The 19,041-nt window shown below is 63.1% G+C and carries 14 protein-coding genes; 1 reads left to right on the forward strand and 13 read right to left on the reverse strand.

Annotated elements, in window-relative coordinates:
- Positions 1–29: 29 nt before the first annotated feature.
- From acnA to C5J24_RS24295, 9 genes are read right to left on the reverse strand one after another with little or no spacing between them, the layout of a single operon-like run.
- A complete protein-coding gene (acnA, locus tag C5J24_RS24255; RefSeq protein ID WP_105421698.1) occupies positions 30–2,666 on the reverse strand; it encodes an aconitate hydratase AcnA in 2,637 nt (878 codons plus the stop codon).
- A gap of 30 nt (positions 2,667–2,696) precedes the next feature.
- A complete protein-coding gene (locus tag C5J24_RS24260) occupies positions 2,697–4,031 on the reverse strand; it encodes an aminotransferase class III-fold pyridoxal phosphate-dependent enzyme (protein ID WP_245446773.1) in 1,335 nt (444 codons plus the stop codon).
- Positions 4,032–4,073: 42 nt separating this feature from the next.
- The gene (locus C5J24_RS24265; RefSeq protein ID WP_105421558.1) at positions 4,074–5,516 is read right to left on the reverse strand and encodes a M20 family metallopeptidase; all 1,443 of its coding nucleotides are present in this window, start codon (positions 5,514–5,516) and stop codon (positions 4,074–4,076) included.
- 18 nt (positions 5,517–5,534) lie between these two features.
- On the reverse strand, positions 5,535–6,740 hold the full coding sequence (rocD, locus tag C5J24_RS24270; protein WP_105421560.1) for an ornithine--oxo-acid transaminase: 1,206 nt from the start codon (positions 6,738–6,740) through the stop codon (positions 5,535–5,537).
- Positions 6,741–6,791: 51 nt separating this feature from the next.
- On the reverse strand, positions 6,792–8,399 hold the full coding sequence (locus C5J24_RS24275) for a dipeptide ABC transporter ATP-binding protein (RefSeq protein ID WP_105421562.1): 1,608 nt from the start codon (positions 8,397–8,399) through the stop codon (positions 6,792–6,794).
- Positions 8,399–9,214, reverse strand: a complete 816-nt coding sequence (locus C5J24_RS24280; protein WP_046606521.1) for an ABC transporter permease — start codon at positions 9,212–9,214, stop codon at positions 8,399–8,401. Before C5J24_RS24280 ends, C5J24_RS24275 begins: the two co-directional genes overlap by 1 nt.
- On the reverse strand, positions 9,211–10,164 hold the full coding sequence (locus C5J24_RS24285; RefSeq protein WP_105421564.1) for an ABC transporter permease: 954 nt from the start codon (positions 10,162–10,164) through the stop codon (positions 9,211–9,213). The genes C5J24_RS24280 and C5J24_RS24285 overlap by 4 nt, the downstream gene beginning before the upstream one ends.
- 3 nt (positions 10,165–10,167) lie before the next feature.
- A complete protein-coding gene (locus C5J24_RS24290) occupies positions 10,168–11,739 on the reverse strand; it encodes an ABC transporter substrate-binding protein (RefSeq protein WP_105421566.1) in 1,572 nt (523 codons plus the stop codon).
- A gap of 36 nt (positions 11,740–11,775) precedes the next feature.
- Positions 11,776–12,936: a C45 family peptidase gene (locus C5J24_RS24295; protein ID WP_105421568.1), complete on the reverse strand. Its 1,161-nt coding sequence runs from the start codon at positions 12,934–12,936 to the stop codon at positions 11,776–11,778.
- A gap of 104 nt (positions 12,937–13,040) precedes the next feature.
- On the opposite strand from C5J24_RS24295, the gene C5J24_RS24300 reads away from it, so the two are divergent.
- Positions 13,041–13,925 (forward strand): GntR family transcriptional regulator, encoded by an 885-nt coding sequence (locus C5J24_RS24300; RefSeq protein ID WP_105401761.1) that lies wholly within the window; start codon positions 13,041–13,043, stop codon positions 13,923–13,925.
- Between the two features lie 58 nt (positions 13,926–13,983).
- On the opposite strand, the gene C5J24_RS24305 is transcribed toward C5J24_RS24300, so the two are convergent.
- The 4 genes from C5J24_RS24305 to C5J24_RS24320 are packed head-to-tail and all read right to left on the reverse strand — an operon-like array spanning position 13,984 to position 19,037.
- On the reverse strand, positions 13,984–14,862 hold the full coding sequence (locus tag C5J24_RS24305; RefSeq protein WP_105401762.1) for a galactose mutarotase: 879 nt from the start codon (positions 14,860–14,862) through the stop codon (positions 13,984–13,986).
- Positions 14,849–16,036, reverse strand: coding sequence for a galactarate dehydratase (locus tag C5J24_RS24310; protein WP_105421570.1), 1,188 nt, complete (start codon positions 16,034–16,036; stop codon positions 14,849–14,851). Before C5J24_RS24310 ends, C5J24_RS24305 begins: the two co-directional genes overlap by 14 nt.
- Before the next feature lie 11 nt (positions 16,037–16,047).
- Positions 16,048–17,280: a mandelate racemase/muconate lactonizing enzyme family protein gene (locus C5J24_RS24315; protein ID WP_105401764.1), complete on the reverse strand. Its 1,233-nt coding sequence runs from the start codon at positions 17,278–17,280 to the stop codon at positions 16,048–16,050.
- The gene (locus C5J24_RS24320) at positions 17,277–19,037 is read right to left on the reverse strand and encodes an ABC transporter ATP-binding protein (protein ID WP_105421572.1); all 1,761 of its coding nucleotides are present in this window, start codon (positions 19,035–19,037) and stop codon (positions 17,277–17,279) included. Before C5J24_RS24320 ends, C5J24_RS24315 begins: the two co-directional genes overlap by 4 nt.
- Positions 19,038–19,041 lie beyond the last annotated feature (4 nt).

Consider the following 19,041-nt stretch of genomic DNA (forward strand, 5'->3'; position numbering starts at 1 on the left):
TGAGAGAAGGAGCGATAGTTCCAGGACGCTTAGGCCCGGAGAAATTCCGGGGATCCAGCGCCGGGTGCCGACTTGGCAAGGTAACGCCTGAGGATCAGCGGAAGGATGCCACCGGCGCGCAGCAGTTCGACCTCGGCATTCGTTTCGATTGCAGCCGACGTCTTGAATATCCTCGAGGAGCCGTCGGTTCGCCTGACAGATACCGGCACGTCGCAGCGCGGAGAAATCATCTCCGGTTCAGCCTGGACGGTCAGGACATCGCCGGGGCGGAGTTTGAGTGTCTCCGGCGCCTGATCATGCGGAAGGCGCAGAGGAAGGATGCCCATGCCGATCAGGTTCCAACGGTGAATGCGCTCGAAGCTGGAGGCCAGAACCGCCCGCACCCCGAGGAGCGCCGCACCCTTGGCCGCCCAATCGCGGGACGAGCCCATTCCGTATCGTGCGCCGGCGACAATGACGACGGACCTGCCTTCGGCCTTGTAGCGCTGCGCCGCATCCCACAACGGCAGCGGTTCTCCCGACCCGGCATGGACTGTGAAGCCCAGCGTGATATCCGGCGCCAGGAGGTTGCGCGCCGCCTTGTTGGTGAACAGGCCGCGGATCATGACCTCCCAGTTTCCGCGCCGCGAGGAAAAGACGTTGAGATCGCTGGGGTTTTCGCCGCGCTCGATGAGATATCGTCCGGCCTCTCCCTGTGCCGGGATCGCACCGGCCGGCGAAATATGGTCGGTCGTCATGTCGTCGCCGAGAACAAGGATCGGATAACCCTGGTAGGTGCCGAGCCGGGTTCCTTCCCCGAAGCTCGCGAAGGGCGGGCGCCTTACATAAGTGGAGTTTTCATTCCACGGGAACAGGATGCTCGACGGGGCGGCGAGGTCTTTCCAGGCCGGGCTCGTCTCCGCCGCCTCGTAGGTCGCCGCGAAGTCGCTGACACTCGAAGCCTTGGCGAAAAGCAGGTCGATTTCCTCGGCGCTGGGCCAGAGCATCGCGAGCGTCACGGGCGTGCCGTCGGCGGAAACGCCGATCGGGTCGTGGAGGATGTCGATCTCGACAGTTCCGGCGAGCGCGAAAGCAACGACCATCGGCGGCGAGGCGAGGAACCCGGCTTCCAGCTGCGCATGAACCCGGCCGGGGAAGTTCCGGTTACCGGAGAGGACCGCGACGGGCAGTATCTGGCGCTCGGCCATCGCGTCTGCGACGGGCTTGGTCAGAGGACCGGAATTGCCGATACAGGTCGTGCAGCCGTAACCGACGATGCCGAAGCCGACCGCTTCCAGGTCATTCAGCAGGCCGGCGCGGACGAGATAGCGCCCGGCGGTTGGCGATCCCGGGGCAAGCGAAGTCTTCACCCAATGCGGCGGCCGCAGGCCATAGCCGCGAGCCTTGCGCGCGAGAAGACCGGCGGCCACGAGAAGCCGCGGATCGGAGGTGTTCGTACAGCTGGTGATCGCGGCGATCGCCACCGCTCCGTCGTTTGGTCTGCCTTCAAGGGGAGGATTTTCCCGGGTCCCCGTTATTTTCCGGATGGCTGCTCGCGTTTCGCCGACGGCGATCCTGTCCTGCGGACGGCGCGGGCCTGCGAGGCTGGGTTCAACGTCGCTGAGATCGAGGTTGAGCGTCGAGCTGTAGCGGGGATTGGCCTCCGGATCGAACCAGATGCCAGCCCGTTTCGCATAACATTCGACAAGCCGCACGTGCTCGTTGCTGCGGCCGGTTTGCAAGAGATAGTCGATCGACCGGCGATCGACCGGGAAGTAGCCGCTATTGGCACCAAACTCAGGGGCCATATTGGCCACGACCGCGCGGTCGCCGGCGGCCAGATTGGTGACGCCAGGCCCGTAAAACTCGACGAACTTGTCCTGGAGGTCGATCTGACGCAGCAGATGCGTCACCACGAGCGCGAGATCGGTCGCAAGAACCCCTTGTCTCAGCTTTCCTGTCAGGCGAACGCCGACGACGTCGGGCACACGCAGCGTGACCGGCATGCCGAAAAGGACGCTCTCCGCTTCAAGACCACCCACACCCCATGCCAGAACGCCGATCCCGTTGATCATCGGCGTGTGGCTGTCGGTTCCGATCAAGGTATCCGGGATAGCCCAAAGCCGGCCATCCCGCTGATGCGCCGACACCACGGTCGCCAGGCGTTCGAGATTGAGCGTGTGCATGATACCGGTGCCGGGCGGATGGGCGCGGAAACCGGTGAGCGTATTCGTCGCCCATTTCATGAAGCTGTAGCGCTCGGCATTGCGCTCATATTCCCGCTTCATATTGTGTTCTGCGGCGCCGGTCGTCCCGAAAACATCGACCGCCAGCGAGTGATCGGTGGAAACGTCGACGGGGACGACGGGATTGAGCAGCGCCGGATCGCCTCCTGCTTCCGCCAGTGCGGAACGCATGCCGGCGATATCGACCAGCGCCGGGCCGCAAGTGGTGTCATGCATCAGGACGCGGTTCGGCAGGAACGGGATTTCGACGTCGCTCTGGCCCGTCTTCAGCCATGCGGCGATGGCGGCCTTGGCCCGCAAAGCATCCTCGCCGGCCGTCCTTAGAACGTTTTCCAGCAATATCCTATGGATATACGGCATGCGTGCGAGACCGTCGCCTGCCTCGGCCGGCAAGTCGATCAGATCATAGCTCAGGCCGTCGATCTCGATTTTCGCACGCATACCGGTCAGCAATGCCATCCGCCGCCCGCGCTACAATGTCTTCAAGCCGGCCGCGATGGCTGAAAACAGCATATCGATTTCCGTCTCCGAAATGACAAGGGGAGGAGAAAGAACGATGGTGTTTGCCACAGGCCGTATCATCACGCCCTGCTCGAAACAGAAATCGTAGACCTTCCTTGCCATGGCCTTGCCGACGGCGACGTCTTCGCCAAGTTCGATGCCGGCAAGCAGCCCGAGATTGCGGATGTCCACCACGGCAGGCAGGCCCTTGAGCGAATGGGCCTTCTCCTGCCAGACCGGCTCGATCGCCGCTGCCCGCTCGAACACGCCGTCGTTGAGATAGACGTTCAGCGTCGCCAGGGCCGCCGCGCAAGCCAGCGGATGACCTGAATAGGTATATCCATGCGAGAACTCCACGGCACCTAGCGGGGCGATTTCCATCAGCGTTTCGTAGATATTGTTGGGACTGATGACGCCGCCCATCGGGACCGCACCGTTCGTCATGCCCTTGGCGATGGCGATGAGGTCGGGGGTGACGCCAAAACGGTCGGCCGCGAACGGGCGGCCGAGGCGGCCGAAGCCGGTGACCACTTCGTCGAAGATCAGCAGAATGCCGTGGCGCGTGCAGATTTCCCTCAGCCGTTCCAGGTACCCAGCCGGCGGGATCAGCACGCCTGTCGAGGCGGCAATCGGCTCCACGATCACCGCTGCGACCGTCGATGGATCGAAGGTCTGCAGCATCTGTTCGAGCGCGTCGGCGATCTCCGCGCCGTGATCCGGCTGGCCGCGGCTGAAGGCGTTGCGGGCGGGATCATGCGTATGGGGCATGTGGGCCGCACCCGGCAAAAGCATGCCGAACTGCTTCTTGTGCGGTCCCATGCCTGCCGCTGAAAGCCCTCCGAAACCGACGCCGTGATAACCGCGCTGGCGACCGACGATGCGCTGCCGCTGTCCTTCGCCGCGCGCATGGTGATAGGCGAGGGCAAGCTTGAGCGCTGTATCGGTGGCCTCCGACCCGGAATTGGTGAAGAAGACGTGATCCAGCCCTTCGGGCGCGACGGCTGTCAGCCGGCTGGCATATTCGAAGGCGAGCGGATGGCCGAGCCCGAACGAGGAGGCGAAATCAAGCCGTGCGGCCTGTTCCTGGATCGCCTCGACGATCTTTGGATGCCCATGCCCCGCGTTCACGCACCAGAGACCGGCGATCCCGTCCAGAAGCCGGTGGCCGTCACTCATGTGGTAATACATGCCCGACGCGCCGGTGATGATCTGCGGCTTCTTCTTGAAGTCCCGGTTGACCGTGAAAGGCATCCAGTAGGATTCCAGCGAATTGGCGTTGAGCTGCTGCATGTGCATTGCTTTCATTCTTCGATCAGATGAAGTCGGTCTTCCTGGGTATCTGCACCGTCACTCCGCCGCATCCAGCCGGTCGACGGAGGGTGGTGGTATCGGCGGCATCACGTCGTCCGGGATGGGGTTGACGAAGGGATTGCCATCCAGCCGGTCCCGAAGATCCGCCTTGGCCGCCTCGACCAGCGCCGGATTACGGATGAGTTCGATGGCGGTGCCCGCCATGACCTTTGCGGCATGCGCCATGCCCTTGTGGGCGGCGGGTAACTTGCCCTGGGCAACGAGCTGCCACGAATGGCCGGGCGTGCCGATCGCATATGTGGCCCCGCGCATCTGTACGGTCGGCACCACCCAGCTCACGCTGCCGACATCGGTCGATCCGACCATCGATCCATCGCCTGCATAGAGCGGAACGATGAGATCGCAGAGCGGTTCGTCCTTCTTCGCTCTGAGATGGAAGCGGGCGTATGACGAGGCGATCTCCTCCGGCGTGAAGGTCGCCTGGAATTTTAGGGCGGTCGCCTTGTCGGTTTCGTCGAATACGACAGGACCCAGGCGCTCAAGCTGCGCATGCATGCATTCCTCCAGCGGCTCGTTGCCCATCAGGTTGGCATCGCCGGATATGATTTCCTGCTTCATGGTCGTTTCGGTCATCCAGGCGGCGCCTTCGGCTACACGCTTGACCCGGGCGACGAGCGAAAGAAGCTCGGGAAGCGTTCTCGCCCGCACGAGATAACGAACCGTGGCATTGGCCTGGACCACGTTCGGCGCCGAACCGCCCGCATCGGTAATCGCGTAATGAATACGGGCGGTCGTCGGCATGTGTTCCCGCAGGAAGTTCACACCGACATTCATCAACTCGACCGCGTCGAGGGCGCTGCGCCCGAGATGGGGCGTCGCCGCCGCATGCGAAGCGCGCCCGCAGAAATGAAAGTTCATCTCGCTGCAGGCAAGCGAGATCGGGTTGTTGACGCCGCTGAAGGCGGCGGGATGCCACGAAATCGCGATGTCGACATCGTCGAAGACGCCGGCACGCACCATGAAGCCTTTGGAAGACCCGCCTTCCTCCGCCGGGCAGCCGTAATAGCGGACGCGGCCCTTCAATCCGTGGGCAGCGAGATAGTCCTTCACCGCGGCGGCGGCCAGCATCGAGCCGGCCCCGAGAAGGTTGTGACCGCAGCCATGGCCGTGGCCGCCGGCAACGACGGGCCGCGGTTCGGGGACGCCTGCCTCCTGGCTGAGCCCTGGAAGCGCGTCATACTCCCCGAGAATGGCGATGACCGGACCAGCCTCGCCGGCCTCTCCCATGACGGCGGTCGGAATGCCGGCAATGTTGCGCTCGATCCTGAAGCCCTCGGCCTCGAGAAGCCGCAGATGTTCGGCTGAGGAACGGAACTCCTCGTAATTGATCTCCGGCGTCCCCCAGACGCGGTCGCTGAGGTCAAAAAAAGCGGCGCTTTTGTCGTCGACGATTGTCCAGATGGATTGGGAATTCTGCATCGCGTCCTCGTTTCCTGATCAGTGCATGCCGCTCAGAACCGGCGTCAGCCGTTCCAGCGCCCAGTCTATCTGCCCGCGCTCGATCACCAGTGGGGGCGCAAGACGAATGGTGTGATCATGCGTCTCCTTGGCGAGGATGCCCGACATGCGGAGTAGCTCGCAGTAACGGCGTGCGCCGCCGGCCTGCGGATCAAGTTCCACGGCAAGCATCAGCCCGCGCCCGCGCACGTCGCGAATGGAGTCGCTGCGAATGTCCTTCAGCCCCCGAAGGAAATAATCGCCCTGCTCGGCGGCATTCTCGATCATGCCCTCTTCTGTCAGCGCCCTCAGTGCCGCGCGGGCGACAGCACAGGCGAGCGGGTTGCCGCCGAAGGTCGAACCATGCTGCCCCGGTTTCAGCGTGCCCAGCACCTCGTTGTTGGAAAGCACCGCTGAGACGGGATAGAAGCCGCCGGACAATGCCTTGCCGACCAGGGTCACGTCTGCCTCGATCGCCTCATGTTCTTCCGCAAGCAGCTTGCCCGTGCGTCCGAGGCCGGTCTGGATTTCGTCCAGGATCAGCATGACATTGTTTGCCGTGCAGAGTTCGCGGACCTTTGCAAAATAGCCCGCCGGCGGGATCAGCACGCCCGCCTCGCCCTGGATCGGCTCAACCAGGAAGGCGACCGTGTTTTTATTGATCGCCCCCTCGAATGCCTCGGCATCGCCAAACGGCACAACCCGGAAACCGGGCAGGAAGGGACCGAAATTCCTGCGTGCCGTCTCGTCGGTGCTGAAGCTGATGATGCCGAGCGTCCGGCCGTGGAAATTGTTGGAGCAGACGATGATTTCCGCCTGTTCCTCGGGAATGTTCTTGACCTCGTAACCCCACTTGCGCACGGATTTGACGGCGGTTTCGACGGCTTCCGCGCCGCTGTTCATCGGAAGCACCCTGTGCGACTTGGTCAGCGCCGCGAGCTCCTCGTAGAACAGCGCGAGCTGGTCGTTGCGGAATGCCCGGGAGGTCAGCGTCAGCTTGCCCGCCTGCTCTACCATCGCCGCCAGGATCTTTGGATGGCAATGTCCCTGGTTGACGGCGGAATAGGCGGACAGGCAGTCCAGATAGCGGTTTCCGTCCGTATCCCAGACATAGACGCCGGCGCCGCGCGCCAGAACCACGTCGAGCGGCTTGTAGTTGTTTGCGCCGAGCCGGCCTTCGATCGCGATGAACTCTTCCGTTAACATGGTGGATTTCTCCTGCCCCAGAGAGGCGATACTCGTCGAATTTTTATCCCGTTACGCCGCGACGCCGAGGGTCGGCGTCGCCTTGAGCAGAGCCTGCGTATAGGGGTGTTGCGGGTGATCGAGGATCTGGCCGACGCTGCCTTCCTCGACGATCAAACCCTGCTGCATGACGACGATCCGGTCGGCGACGCGGGAGACGGCGCCGAGATCGTGCGAAATGAAGAGGCAGGCGAAGCCGTGGTATTCCTGCAGTTTGCGGAAGAGATCGAGAACCTGCTTCTGGATCGTCATGTCGAGCGCCGAGACGGGCTCGTCGGCGACGACGAAAGCGGGATTGCGGATGACCGCACGCGCAATCGCGACGCGCTGCCTCTGCCCGCCCGACAAGGCATGCGGATAACGGTCGCCAAGTCCGGCAAGGCCGACTTCGTTGAGAATGTCACTCACCCGCTCGCACTTTTCCAGGCCGCTGAGTTTGGGGCCATGTACCAGCGGCTCGCCGACGATTTCTGCAATCTTCTGCCGCGGGTCGAGGGACGAATAGGGATCCTGGAAGACGAGTTGGCACTGCAGGCGATAATCACGGGCAGCGGCCCGGTCGGCGGATGCCATCGAGTGCCCGCGAAACAGGATGTCTCCGCCGGACAATGGCAGCAGGCCCAGCATTGCCCGCCCGAGCGTGGTCTTGCCGGAACCGGAGCCGCCCACGACGGCGACCACTTCGCCCGGGCGCACGCCAAGCGAAACATCCCTCACGGCAAGCTTCTTTTCCGCCGTGCTGAACATGTTGCCGGCGCCGGAGAAGGTCACCTCAACACCGCGGGCCTCGATGAGCGGCTCCGCGTCGGCGGGTGGCGCGCGGCCGTGGTCACGTTTCGGCAGGGCGTCGATCAGCGTGCGGGTATATTGCTCCTTCGGCCGATGCAGAACCTCCTCGACCGGACCGGACTCGATCAGTCTGCCCCGCTCCAGAACGAAGACCTTCTTCGCGTATTGGGCGACGAGGCCGAGATTGTGGGTGATCAACAGAACCGAGGTGCCGAAGGTGCGCGTCAGATCGACCATGACCTCCATGACCTCGCGCTGGGTGAGCGTATCGAGCGCCGTCGTCGGTTCGTCGGCGATCAGCAGTTTCGGCCGAAGCAGCATGACAGAGGCGAGCATGATGCGCTGGCGCATGCCGCCCGAGAACTGATGCGGGAATGCGGCCAGGCAGGCTTGGGGGTTCGGGATTTTCACCCGCTCCAGCATTTCCGTCGCACGTGCGCGCGCCGCCTCGAGGCTCAGCCTCTCATGCAGCCGCAGCCCCTCGACCAGCTGTTCGCCGATCGTCATCGCCGGATTGAGCGATACCATCGGCTCCTGGAAGACCATGCCGATCTCGGCGCCGCGAACTTTGCGGATCTCGCCGCCTGTCATCTTCAGGACGTCATTGCCTTCGAACAGGATCTTTCCGGAGACCGGCGTGATTGCCTTTGGGAGCAGCCGTATGGCTGCGCGTGCGGCGACCGTCTTGCCGCTGCCGCTTTCGCCGACCAGCGCGACGATGCTGCCCGCCTCGACGTCGAACGACACGTCATGGAGGATCGGGTGCCCGTTCGAGGTCGTTACGCGGAGATCGCGAACGTCGAGCAATGGCCGGGAAGTGTCTGGGTTCATCACCGTTGCTCCATTCTTGGGTCGAAGCGGTCCCGCAGCGCATCTCCGAGCAAATTGATGCCGAGCAGCGTCATTGAGATGCAGATGCCGGGGGCGAGCCCGAGCCAGGGGGCCTTTTCGATATAGGTACGCGCCGCAGACAGCATGTTGCCCCAGGTCGGCGCCGGCGGAGGCACGCCGAGGCCGAGGAAGCTCAGGCCGCTTTCCGCCAGCACCACCCAGCCGAACATCGAGGTAGCGAGCACCACGATCGGCGCGGTGCAATTGGGCAGGACATGGCGAAACATGGTGGCGAATTCGGAATTGCCGATGACGCGCGACGCCTCGACATATTCCCGCTCTCTGGCCGACAATACGCTTGCCCGCACAACACGCAGCACGGAAGGGGAATAGGCGATCCCGAGCGCCAGGATGATGCCGTATTTGTTGGGGCCGGAAATCACCATCAGGCCGAGCGCCAGCAAGGTGCCGGGAAAGGCGAGGAGCGCGTCGCTGAAGACCATCAGGATCCGGTCGACCAGCCCTCGCGTGTAGCCCGCGATCAGGCCGGTGATCGTGCCGACAGTGATCGCGAAAGCGACCGTCAGGATGGCGACCGTCATGCTCTGCACCGCCCCGGTCATCAGGCGGGAGACGACATCGCGGCCGAATTCGTCGGTGCCGAGCCAGAATTGCGCCGATGGCGGTTTCAGCTTGGCAACGAGCTTGATCGCCGCCGGCTCGTAGGGCGTCCAGAACAGAGCCAGAAGAGCCATGCCCCCGATGAAAATCAAAAGGGCTGAGCCGATGATGAGGTTTGCGGGCTGCCTGATCATGAAGCGGTGACCCGCGGATCGAACAGCGGATAACACAGATCGACGATCAGATTGACGATCACGTAGATCATGGCCGTGAACAACAGACATCCCTGTACCACCGGATAGTCGCGAGCAAAGATCGCATCGACGAGGAGGCGCCCGAGGCCGGGCAAGGTGAAGACGGTTTCCAGGACCGCGATGCCGCCGAGGAGCCCGCCGAGCACCAGCCCGATCATCGTCCAGGTCGGGGCGAAGGCATTGGGCAGCACGTGGCGAAGCAGGACCTTTCGTTCCGAAAGACCCTTGGCGCGGGCGTGCATGACATATTCCAGCCGCAGGATCTCGATGGCGCTGGCGCGCATCATGCGGGTGAGCACGCCGACTTCGATCAGCATCAACGTCACGACCGGCAGGATCACGTAGGTGATCGCGGTCCAGGGCTTTTCGGTGAACGGCACGTAGCCGACGACCGGCAGCCATCCGAGCTTCAATCCGAAGACCAGCAGAAGGACGAGGCCGAGCCAGAAGCTGGGAACCGACATCAGCAGCGTCGAGGCGGCGACGATGGCGATATCCACATGCTCGTTCTGCCGCCATGCCGCCACAAGGCCGGCCGGAACCGCGATCAGCGTTGCGAACGCTACGGCGACCAGAACGATTGTGGCGCTGACCTGGAAGCGGTCGAGCATCAGGGGCAGGACCGGCGCGCCGTTGGAGATGGAATGGCCGAGATCGCCCCGCAGGACATTGCCGAGCCAATACAGGAACTGCACCGGCACCGGCCGATCGAGGCCGAGATTGGCGCGCAGGTTGGCAAGCTCGTCCGGGCTGGCGCTATCGCCGAGGATCAGCTGGGCGGGGTCGCCGGGGATCATCCGCACCAGGAAGAACACCATTACGACCACGATCAGGAGTGTCGGAAGCGTCCATAGCAGTCGCTTCGCGATATATTTCGAAAGGGCGTGCATCAGCTATTTCCCTTGTGCGAAGGAAACGCCCCACATGCGCGGATAACCGACCGGCCACGTCTTGTATCCTTCCACATTGGCGCGCACCGCACCGATGCGGGTGCCGGAATAGAGCGGGATCAACGGGACGTCGGCGCGGATCATGCCTTCCAGCTTGTCGAACAGCACCTGCCGCTCCTTGGCATCGCCGATCGTTGTGCTCGCGGCGATCAGCTTCAGGCCTTCCGGATTGTCCCACACCTTGTTCGGGCTCTTGTCCTTGCTGCCGCTGACCATGTCATAGGAGAGCGAGGGATCGAGGCGTGCGGAATAGGTGAACGACATGGCGGAGTAGTTGCCGGCCGTGTAGCGGTCGAGCAGTGTCGCCCAGTCGAGTGTCTCGATCTCGATATTGATGCCGGCTTCCTGCGCCATCGCCTGGACCAGAACCGCGGCATCGAAGAGCGACGGATAGAACTTCGTCGCCAGCCACTTGATCGGCTGGCCCTTGTATCCGGCGTCCGCCAGCAGCTTCTTCGCCTCGTCGAGATTGCGGGCCGGAATTTCCTTCTGCAGCTTGCCGGAATAGGGGCTCGGGACCGGAATGACCGAGAGGTTCGCCGGCGACTGGCCGTTCGTCAAGGCTTCCGAGATCTGCGCGATATCGAGGGAAAGCAGTAGCGCCTTGCGGATACGGATGTCCTTGAGCAGCGGATCGCGGGTCTGGAAAAGAAGACTGGTCAGGCCCATGCTGGCGACCTTGTCCACCTTCAGCTTGTCGCTGCCGGAGAGTTCCTCGACATCGGCGTTGTTGACGTCGCTTAGCACGTCGATATCTCCGGAATAGAGCGCGGCCTTGGCCGCAGCATCGTCCGGAATGACCATGAAGCGCGTGGCCGCGATCTTCGGCTGCTTGTCGCCGACATAGCCGGTGCGCGCGCCGCCGGGCGAGACGTAGTTGGGATTGGCGGCGAGCTGCACATACTGGCCGCTGCGCCATTCCTGCAGCATGAAGGGGCCGGTGCCGACAGGCTTCACCCACTTGCCCTGCGCATCGAGCGAGCTCTTGTGGTAGATGCCGGTGCCACCGCAATCGGTGCGGGCAATGGTGGCGAGGAAGAGGGCGGTCGGCTTCTCCAGCGTGAAGACGACGGTTGCGGCATCCGGCACAGCCACGTTGGTGACATTGGCGACGCCGGATCCCGTCACGTCCTTGAGGCACCGCCAGGCGGTCTTGGGATCAACGTAGCGCTGCCAGGAGGACAGGACATCGGCGGAGGTCAGCGGCTCGCCATTGCTGAACTTCAGCCCGTCACGCAGCTTGAACGTATAGGCCTTGCCGTCGGGGGAAATGTCGACCGACTTTGCCAGCAGCGGCGCGATCGAGGCGTCGTCCTTGTACCCAACGAGGCCCTCGACCATGTGCAGGACGATGGCGTCGCTATTGGCGTCGCGGTTGACGCCGGGATCGGTCGAGCGGATGTCCGCATTGATGCGCACCCGCATTGTCTTGTCCTGCGCCAAGGCCGTGCCCGCGGCGGTCGTGGCCAGCAGCGCAATCGCTGCCGTCGTCTTCAACAGACTTTGAACTTTCATTGGAGGCTCCCGTATTTGTTCCCTTATTGATTTTGGTTAGGCCGCGTTCGTTTGAGCCTTGCGGGGCTCTTCGACGGGCCTGATCCTCATATCGAGGCTGTAATTCCAAAAGTGCGGCCCAAGCGCCGGCAGCAATGCCACCTCCATGCGGCCTTCTCCCGGCACCATGACGATCATGGCGACCGTTGCGGACTGATTGTTGGACAGCGATTTGCGCGGCGGGCGGCAGACCGACCAGGGACTTTCGAACGTATCGGAAAGCGCGGTCTTGACGGTGTCCACCGTGACCTTGCCGACATGCGGTTCGATCAGCTGGCGGACGCGCAGGTCACGGTAGAGCGAGTCCGGCATGTTGACGACGCCCTTGTCGAGCAGCTTTGACAGCGCAACCTGGCTCTGGAAATGGTTGGCATGCACCAGCACGCCGTTTTCCGGGTGAACCAGAAAAGTTTCGTCGGGCGCGCATTCGAAATCGATTGCGACGCCATGGGCGTGGCCGATCATCATGTTGTTCGACGCCGACTTGCGGGTTCCGTAAACCGCCTGCATCGCCATCGCCAGATGGTCCTGTTCCAGAACCTTGCGGCGGATGATGGCGAGCGGCACGCCGAGTTCCCGATAGTCCCGGTCGGTTTCGAGGTAGTTGCCGCTGATCGAGATACCGGCGGCGTTGAAGCCCGTACGCGCAAGGCCGCCGGCTTCGGTGAAGGTGATGATATCGGGTCCATCGCTGCGTTTGATCTTGAGCACGATCGCCGTTTCGGCGCATTCAGCCTTCCAGTCCCAGTTCTGGGCGTGGATGAAGACGTTGTCAGGCGTGGCGGAGGGCATGACGAAAACGCCGGTGCAGCCGTCCGACTGGATGAAGTCCGCCTGGCCCTTTTCCCGGCGGCGCGCAAGCTTGAGGATTTCGGTGCGTGCATTGAGCAGCAGGATTGCGGCCAGATCGGCATTCACGGCCTTGGCGATGCCGCGCATCTCCTCGATATACTGGGGGCCATAGTCCTCGATCGCGCTGGCAAAACGGTCGATCATCGCCGCCAGGTCGCCGTCTTTCAAGCCGGAGGAATGCAGCTGGTCCTTGTAGTGCCCGATGCCCTTGAGGATACGCTGCGCCGCCTGTTCGCCATATTGTTGGCCGCGCTCGAATGGCGTACCAGAAATCTCGATGAGCGGGCAGGCAAGAGGCAAGGTCATGGTGGCGTGTTCCAGATGCTGTATGGCGGCAGGCCGAACGCTTGCCTTCACCTAAAAAGTATTTCATACAACAAAAACCAAAAAAATCGGAAAGGCAAGCGGAAATGTCAGACGCATCCACGCCTCTTCAGCAGGACCTGATGCGTCGCATCGTCGACGTCATCCACGAGGACAATCTTCAGCCAGGGGCGAGACTTCGCCAAAACCAGTTGGCGGACCGGCTGCGCGTGTCCCGCACGCCGGTTCGAATGGCGCTCGAATTGCTGAAATCGCGCGGCTTCGTGCAGCACGAGCAAAACAAGGGGATGACGCTTTCGGCAATTCCTCCCAAGGTAGAGACACTGGAGGCGCCGCCCGCCGATGAAGAACTTCTCGTCGCGATCGCCAAGCTGCGGCGGGACGGCGAATTGCCGGAGCAGTTCGCCGAGCTGGAACTGATGCGGTTGACGGGGCAGGAGCGGACGCCTGTCCGCCAGGCGCTGATCAAGCTGGAAGGCCTCGGCGTGATTCAGCGCCGAAAAGGTTATGGGTGGCAGTTTTTCGACCCGGTCCGCGACGTGCGTGCTCGAGAAGAAAGCTATGATTTTCGGCTGCTTATCGAATGCGCAGCCATCCTGTCGCCGGATTTTTCGCTTTCCGCCGATTGGATCAGGTCGATGCGATCACGGCACGAGGCAATGCTGAGTGCGGCCTGGACCGACGCGTCCAGCGTCACCCTGTTCGAAATGAACGCGGAATTCCACCTCGGCATCAGCGCAGCGTCGGGAAACCGCTATATCGAGGAGGCGATGAACCGCCAGAACCAGCTTCGTCGTCTATCCAACTACAACTGGCAGCATGGCGCAGATCGCGTAGCCGTCACCTGCCGGGAGCATCTGGAAATACTCGAGCGACTCGCGGTGGGCGACAACGAAGTCGCGGCGGCTCTCATGCGCAAGCATTTGACCGGCGCCCGCGGGACCTCGAAGGCGAGAAACGGCATTTTGTAGTATAAAAACCCATAGTGAGACTATCGCACCGCTACAGTGGCCCGATCTCCCGGCGTTCTCAAAAGACCTTGAAAGAAAAGGCAAAGCTTGCCGAGCGCTGTTCCCCCGCCCGCAGCACGAAAAGCCCTGAACCACTGCCAAGGGGAAAACCGAAGGCGCCGGCAACGTGCGATACGGGTTCGAGGCAGACATAGTCCGCAGTGCGATGAGCGACGAGGTGTTTCAGTTCCGGCCCAGCCGTCAACGTGGCCTCGATGCCTCCGTTGGTGACAACCGTGGCCCGCTGCCAGTCCGAAAGAAAAAGGGTATGAGCCTCGTTCGGCAGCAGTTTCGCATTGCGCGCTTCAGATCGGGCTCCGTCTGGAACGCCCGCGTCACCTGGCGGCCAAATCTTGCCGGCATCGCAGGATGCCGGCCTGCCGAGATCAGCCGCAAAATACGGATGCCAGCCCAATCCACCGGGCATGGAGGCCCGTCCTGTATTGGTCATTGAAAGCTCGATATCGAGCCGGTCGTCGCCGAGCACCAAGCGCTGTACAGCGCGAAAGTCGAAGGGCCAGTCCGGATCGGCGCGGTAGTCCAACACCAGTTCGATCCGATCGGTGCCGAGCGAGGCCACCTGCCAGGCGCGGCGATGGGCCGGGCCGTGCTGGGCATCGGTCCGAAGCGCCGGGTGCGGCAGAACTTCATGACGCTTGCCGTCATGCAGGAAAGCCGCACCGAGGAGCTTGTTGTGATAGGGAAACAGCGGATAGGCGCCGGCCTTCGGCCAGTTCAGCGGCTCGAACGCCGGACCGGCGGTCGGCACGAGGATATCGCCCAGCCGGTCATGGACGAGATGGGTCATCCGGCCGCCGTTTTCGGGCAGGAAACGGGCCGCAAGCGGCCCGCTTCGAATGCCTGGCCAATCCTTCTCCGTCATGTCAGGCGAAGGCATAGGACCCGTCCGGCCGCTTCGGCACGCGACGTTGCCAATGGACGTAGCCGTCCTCCTGCATCGCCTTTTCGTCCATCTCGACGCCCCAGCCGGGACGGTCCGGGCGAAGCTCGAGATATCCGTCCTTCGGCAGGTAGGGATCGGCGACGTAACGCGCCGACGCTTCCCGGGTCTCGACTTCGGTCCCGCCATAGACGTAGGCCTGGCCCGTTGGTAGGCGGTATTCGAGGATCCTGAAATTCTGCTGGGCGGCCGAGAAATGCACGTTGACCGCGGTTGCCAGAGGTCCCATCGGGTTGTGCGGGGCCACGCCGACATAAAAGGCCTCGGCAAGCGTCGCGATGCGGCGCATTTCCGAAAGCCCGCCGACGACGCAGATGTCCGGCTGGATCAGATCCGCGCCCTTCACCTGCAGTAGACGCAGGAATTCGTAGCGGCTGTAGAGGCTTTCACCCGTCGCCAGCGTGCATTCGAGCCCCTGCTTGAGTTCACCCCATGCCTCGATGTTTTCCGGCCGGAGTGGCTCCTCGTAGAACAGCGGGTCGTAGGGTGCGAGTGCGTTGCCGAGCTGCCGGGCGGCGGTGGGCTCGTAGATCTTGGCATGCGCATCGAAGGCAATCTCGTAGTCGTCGCGGACCGTCTCGCGGAGTTGGCGAAAGTAGTCGGCCGACGCCTTCACCACATTGCCCCAGCGGTTGGTATGCATATCGATCCGCCAGGGGCTGAGCTTGAACGCGGTGAACCCCCAGCCTTCGTTCAGCCGATCGAATTCATCGCGCGCCGCCGGTGCATCCGGCGCGGTGTAGACGCCGGCATAAACCTTGATCTTGTCGCGCACCTCGCCGCCGAGCAGCTTGTAGACGGGCAGGCTCGCAGCTTTCGCAGCCAGATCCCAGAGGCAATGGTCGAGGCCGGCGATTGCCGCAAGCCCCATGGCGCCGGGAGGAAACCGGCTCTGCTGGATCATCAGATTGACGAGGTAGTCCACCCGCGTCGGGTCCTGGCCGGCAACAAAGCCGTAAAGATAGTCGAGAAGCGGCGGCAGCGCCTTGTCCGGACCGTGGTTGTAGCATTCGCCCCAGCCGGTCAGGCCGTCGTCGGTATCGAGCGCGACGATGACACGCGGGCGGTCCTTGTCGCGGGTCATGAAAACCCGCATCCGGTCGATCTTCATCTTCTGTGTCCTTACTTGCCGAAATACTGCCGACGCGACACACGCGTCTGCACATAGAGATGTTCGCCCCAGGTGCCCGGCGCATAGGCGCCGCTATCCGGCTGAACCTGTAGGGAAAGATTGCCCTGGCTCGGGTAGCGGGCAACGAATTCCTCGTCGATATCGCAGCCCAGTCCCGGCGCGTCCGGCACCACGATCAAGCCGTTTTCCTGGACCGGATGCGGCACGATCACGCTCTTGCGTCCCTCCCAGTCGTCGTCGAGGCGTTCCAGGATCAACGCATTCGGGATCGCGGCCATCAAATGCAGAGCGGCATATTCGGCGACCGGCCCGAGCGAGCCGGAATGCGGCGCGAACTGGATGTGGTGCGCCTCCGCCATGGCGGCAATCTTCTTCATCTGGGTAATGCCGCCGGCACGTCCGGTATCCGGCTGGATGATGTCGACCAGTTCCTTCTCGATCAGCTCGCGCTCACCGAAAATCGTGGCGCTGCGTTCGCCGGCGGCAAGCGGCACATGCGCTGCATCGCGGATGCGGCGGTAGCCGTCTACGTTCTCCGGCGCGATCGGGTCTTCCACCCACATCAGCTCATAGGGTTCGAGCTTGCGCACCAGCCGGCAGGCATCGGCGGGCGTCATCCATGGCGCACCGTGAAGGTCGATGGCGATATCCACTTCGTCGCCGACCGCTTCGCGCAACGCGGCGACCTTTCGGACTGGATCGGAAACGCCGCCGCATTTGATCGCCTTGATGCCGCGGCTCTTCACGGCAAGCGCCTGTTCCACGGTATTGGCATGCGAATAGATCGGAATATGGTCGCGAACCTTGCCGCCGAGCAGGTTCCAGACGGGCACGCCGAGCGCCTTGCCCTTGATGTCCCAGAGCGCCATGTCGATGCCGGTCATGGCACCGCCACCGACCGTGCCGAGCATGCCGTGGCCCATCATGGCGATCATCATCTTCTGCCACAGCTTTTCGATATGCGTCGGGTCCTCGCCGATCAGGAGCGGCGCGAGATCCTTGATCGCCGTCTCGATGACGCGCGGCCAGCCGGAGCATTCGCCGATGCCGGTAATCCCCTCGTCGGTATCGATCTTCAGGAACAGCCAGTTGCGGGTGCCGCCGAAATAACCTCGTTCGGACGATCCCGGACCGGAAGAAGCAGATGCGTCGTCGGACGCCCATTTTGAACGGTGCGGCTGGCCCACATGCATGAGAAAGGTGCGGATTCCCGTGATCTTCATCGCACAGAACTTCTATTCTTGACGTTGCTGGGATCGATATGGGGGCTTGGCTCGATGTACCGGAACCGCTTGGAGCGATCGCGATCGCGGGGATCCGGCCGGGGGATGGCCGAAATCAATGCCTGCGTGTAGGGGTGATCAGGGTTGTTGCAGACCTTGTCCGCTTCGCCGACTTCGACAAGCCGGCCGCGATACATGACGCCGACCCGGTCGCACATGTAGCGAATGACGCCGATATCGTGGCTGATGAAGATGTAGGCGAGCTTGAGCTCGTCCTGCAGCCGCATCAGGAGATCCAGAACCTGGAAGCGCACCGAGACGTCGAGCGCCGAGGTCGCCTCGTCCGCGACGATGATGCGCGGATTGAGCGTGATCGCCCGCGCGATGCCGATGCGCTGGCGCTGGCCGCCGGAAAAGGCGTGCGGGTAGCGTTCCCGCCCTGCCGGGTCGAGGCCGACCTGATCCATCAGGTGGCAGACCCGCTCGTCGAGTTCCTTGCCCTTCGACAGGCCGTTGACCAGCAGCGGCTCGCCGATCACCTGCGCGACCGTCATGCGCGGGTTGAGCGAACCGAACGGGTCCTGGAAGACCATGCGCAGCTCGCGACGGGCGGCTTTCAGTTCGCGCCCCTCAAGCCTGGCGAGATCGACCACCCTGCCATCGGCGCGGCGGTAGTGCATCTCGCCGGATGCCGGATCGTAGAGCCGCATGATCGAGCGGCCCAGCGTCGTCTTGCCGGAACCGCTTTCGCCCACGATGCCGAGCGTCTCGCCGGGCAGGAGAGCGATCGACACGTCGTTCAGCGCCTTCATCTCCCCGAAATGCATGGACAGGTTGCGGATGTCGAGGATCGGTTCGGCGGTCGTGTCGAGCGGCGGTCGGGCGAGGCGGATTTCCGCCTTCTGCTCCAGCTTCAGCACGGAGCCGATAAGCATCTTCGTATAGGGATCCTTCGGCGCATGGAAAATCTGGTCGACCGGCCCGTATTCCTTGATGACGCCGTGATGCATGACCAGCACGTCGTCGGCAATCTGTGCCACCACGCCCATGTCGTGGGTGATGAACAGCACCGCCATTCCGGTCGTCTGCTGCAGGCGCTTGATCAAGTCGAGGATTTCCGCCTGGGTCGTCACGTCGAGCGCGGTGGTCGGCTCGTCGGCGATCAGCAGCTGCGGCTTGCACGCAAGCGCCATGGCGATCATGGCGCGCTGGCGCATGCCGCCGGAATACTGGAAGGCGTAGCGGTCGAGCGCCTGTTCCGGATTGGGGATTTCCACCTGCCGCAGCAGTTCGGCCGCTTCCTTGCGGGCCTGCGCCTTGCTCATGTTCAAATGCAGCCGCAGCACCTCGGTAATCTGGTCGCCGACGGTGTGCACCGGCGAAAGCGACGACATCGGCTCCTGGAAGATCATCGCGATGTCGCGGCCGCGGACGGCGCGGATCGCCTTGCTGCGCGGATCAAGCCTCGCCAGGTCGACCGACGTGCCGTCCTGGCGGTTGAGGATGATCGAACCGGAGGCGATGCGACCGGGCGAGTCGATGATCTGCAAGATCGAGCGGGCGGTGACGGATTTGCCGGAGCCGCTTTCGCCGACCACGCACAGGGTCTTGCCGGGCTCGATCGAAAACGAGATGTCGTTGACCGCCTTGAAGATGCCGGTGCGAAGTGGAAACTCCGTCACCAGGTTCTTCACGTCGAGCAGCGTCTTGCCCGCTGCCATCGAAGGACGGGGCGTGATGGATAGGATATCGGTCATCCGC

It is taken from the genome of Neorhizobium sp. T25_27 (genome assembly GCF_002968565.1).
GTDB lineage: Bacteria > Pseudomonadota > Alphaproteobacteria > Rhizobiales > Rhizobiaceae > Neorhizobium > Neorhizobium tomejilense.

Coding starts and splice junctions, on each gene's coding strand:
- acnA (WP_105421698.1), bottom strand. CDS start 2,666: ATGCGTGCGAAAATCGAGATCGACGGCCTGAGCTATGATCTGATCGAC.
- C5J24_RS24260 (WP_245446773.1), bottom strand. CDS start 4,031: ATGAAAGCAATGCACATGCAGCAGCTCAACGCCAATTCGCTGGAATCC.
- C5J24_RS24265 (WP_105421558.1), bottom strand. CDS start 5,516: ATGCAGAATTCCCAATCCATCTGGACAATCGTCGACGACAAAAGCGCC.
- rocD (WP_105421560.1), bottom strand. CDS start 6,740: ATGTTAACGGAAGAGTTCATCGCGATCGAAGGCCGGCTCGGCGCAAAC.
- C5J24_RS24275 (WP_105421562.1), bottom strand. CDS start 8,399: ATGAACCCAGACACTTCCCGGCCATTGCTCGACGTTCGCGATCTCCGC.
- C5J24_RS24280 (WP_046606521.1), bottom strand. CDS start 9,214: ATGATCAGGCAGCCCGCAAACCTCATCATCGGCTCAGCCCTTTTGATT.
- C5J24_RS24285 (WP_105421564.1), bottom strand. CDS start 10,164: ATGCACGCCCTTTCGAAATATATCGCGAAGCGACTGCTATGGACGCTT.
- C5J24_RS24290 (WP_105421566.1), bottom strand. CDS start 11,739: ATGAAAGTTCAAAGTCTGTTGAAGACGACGGCAGCGATTGCGCTGCTG.
- C5J24_RS24295 (WP_105421568.1), bottom strand. CDS start 12,936: ATGACCTTGCCTCTTGCCTGCCCGCTCATCGAGATTTCTGGTACGCCA.
- C5J24_RS24300 (WP_105401761.1), top strand. CDS start 13,041: ATGTCAGACGCATCCACGCCTCTTCAGCAGGACCTGATGCGTCGCATC.
- C5J24_RS24305 (WP_105401762.1), bottom strand. CDS start 14,862: ATGCCTTCGCCTGACATGACGGAGAAGGATTGGCCAGGCATTCGAAGC.
- C5J24_RS24310 (WP_105421570.1), bottom strand. CDS start 16,036: ATGAAGATCGACCGGATGCGGGTTTTCATGACCCGCGACAAGGACCGC.
- C5J24_RS24315 (WP_105401764.1), bottom strand. CDS start 17,280: ATGAAGATCACGGGAATCCGCACCTTTCTCATGCATGTGGGCCAGCCG.
- C5J24_RS24320 (WP_105421572.1), bottom strand. CDS start 19,037: ATGACCGATATCCTATCCATCACGCCCCGTCCTTCGATGGCAGCGGGC.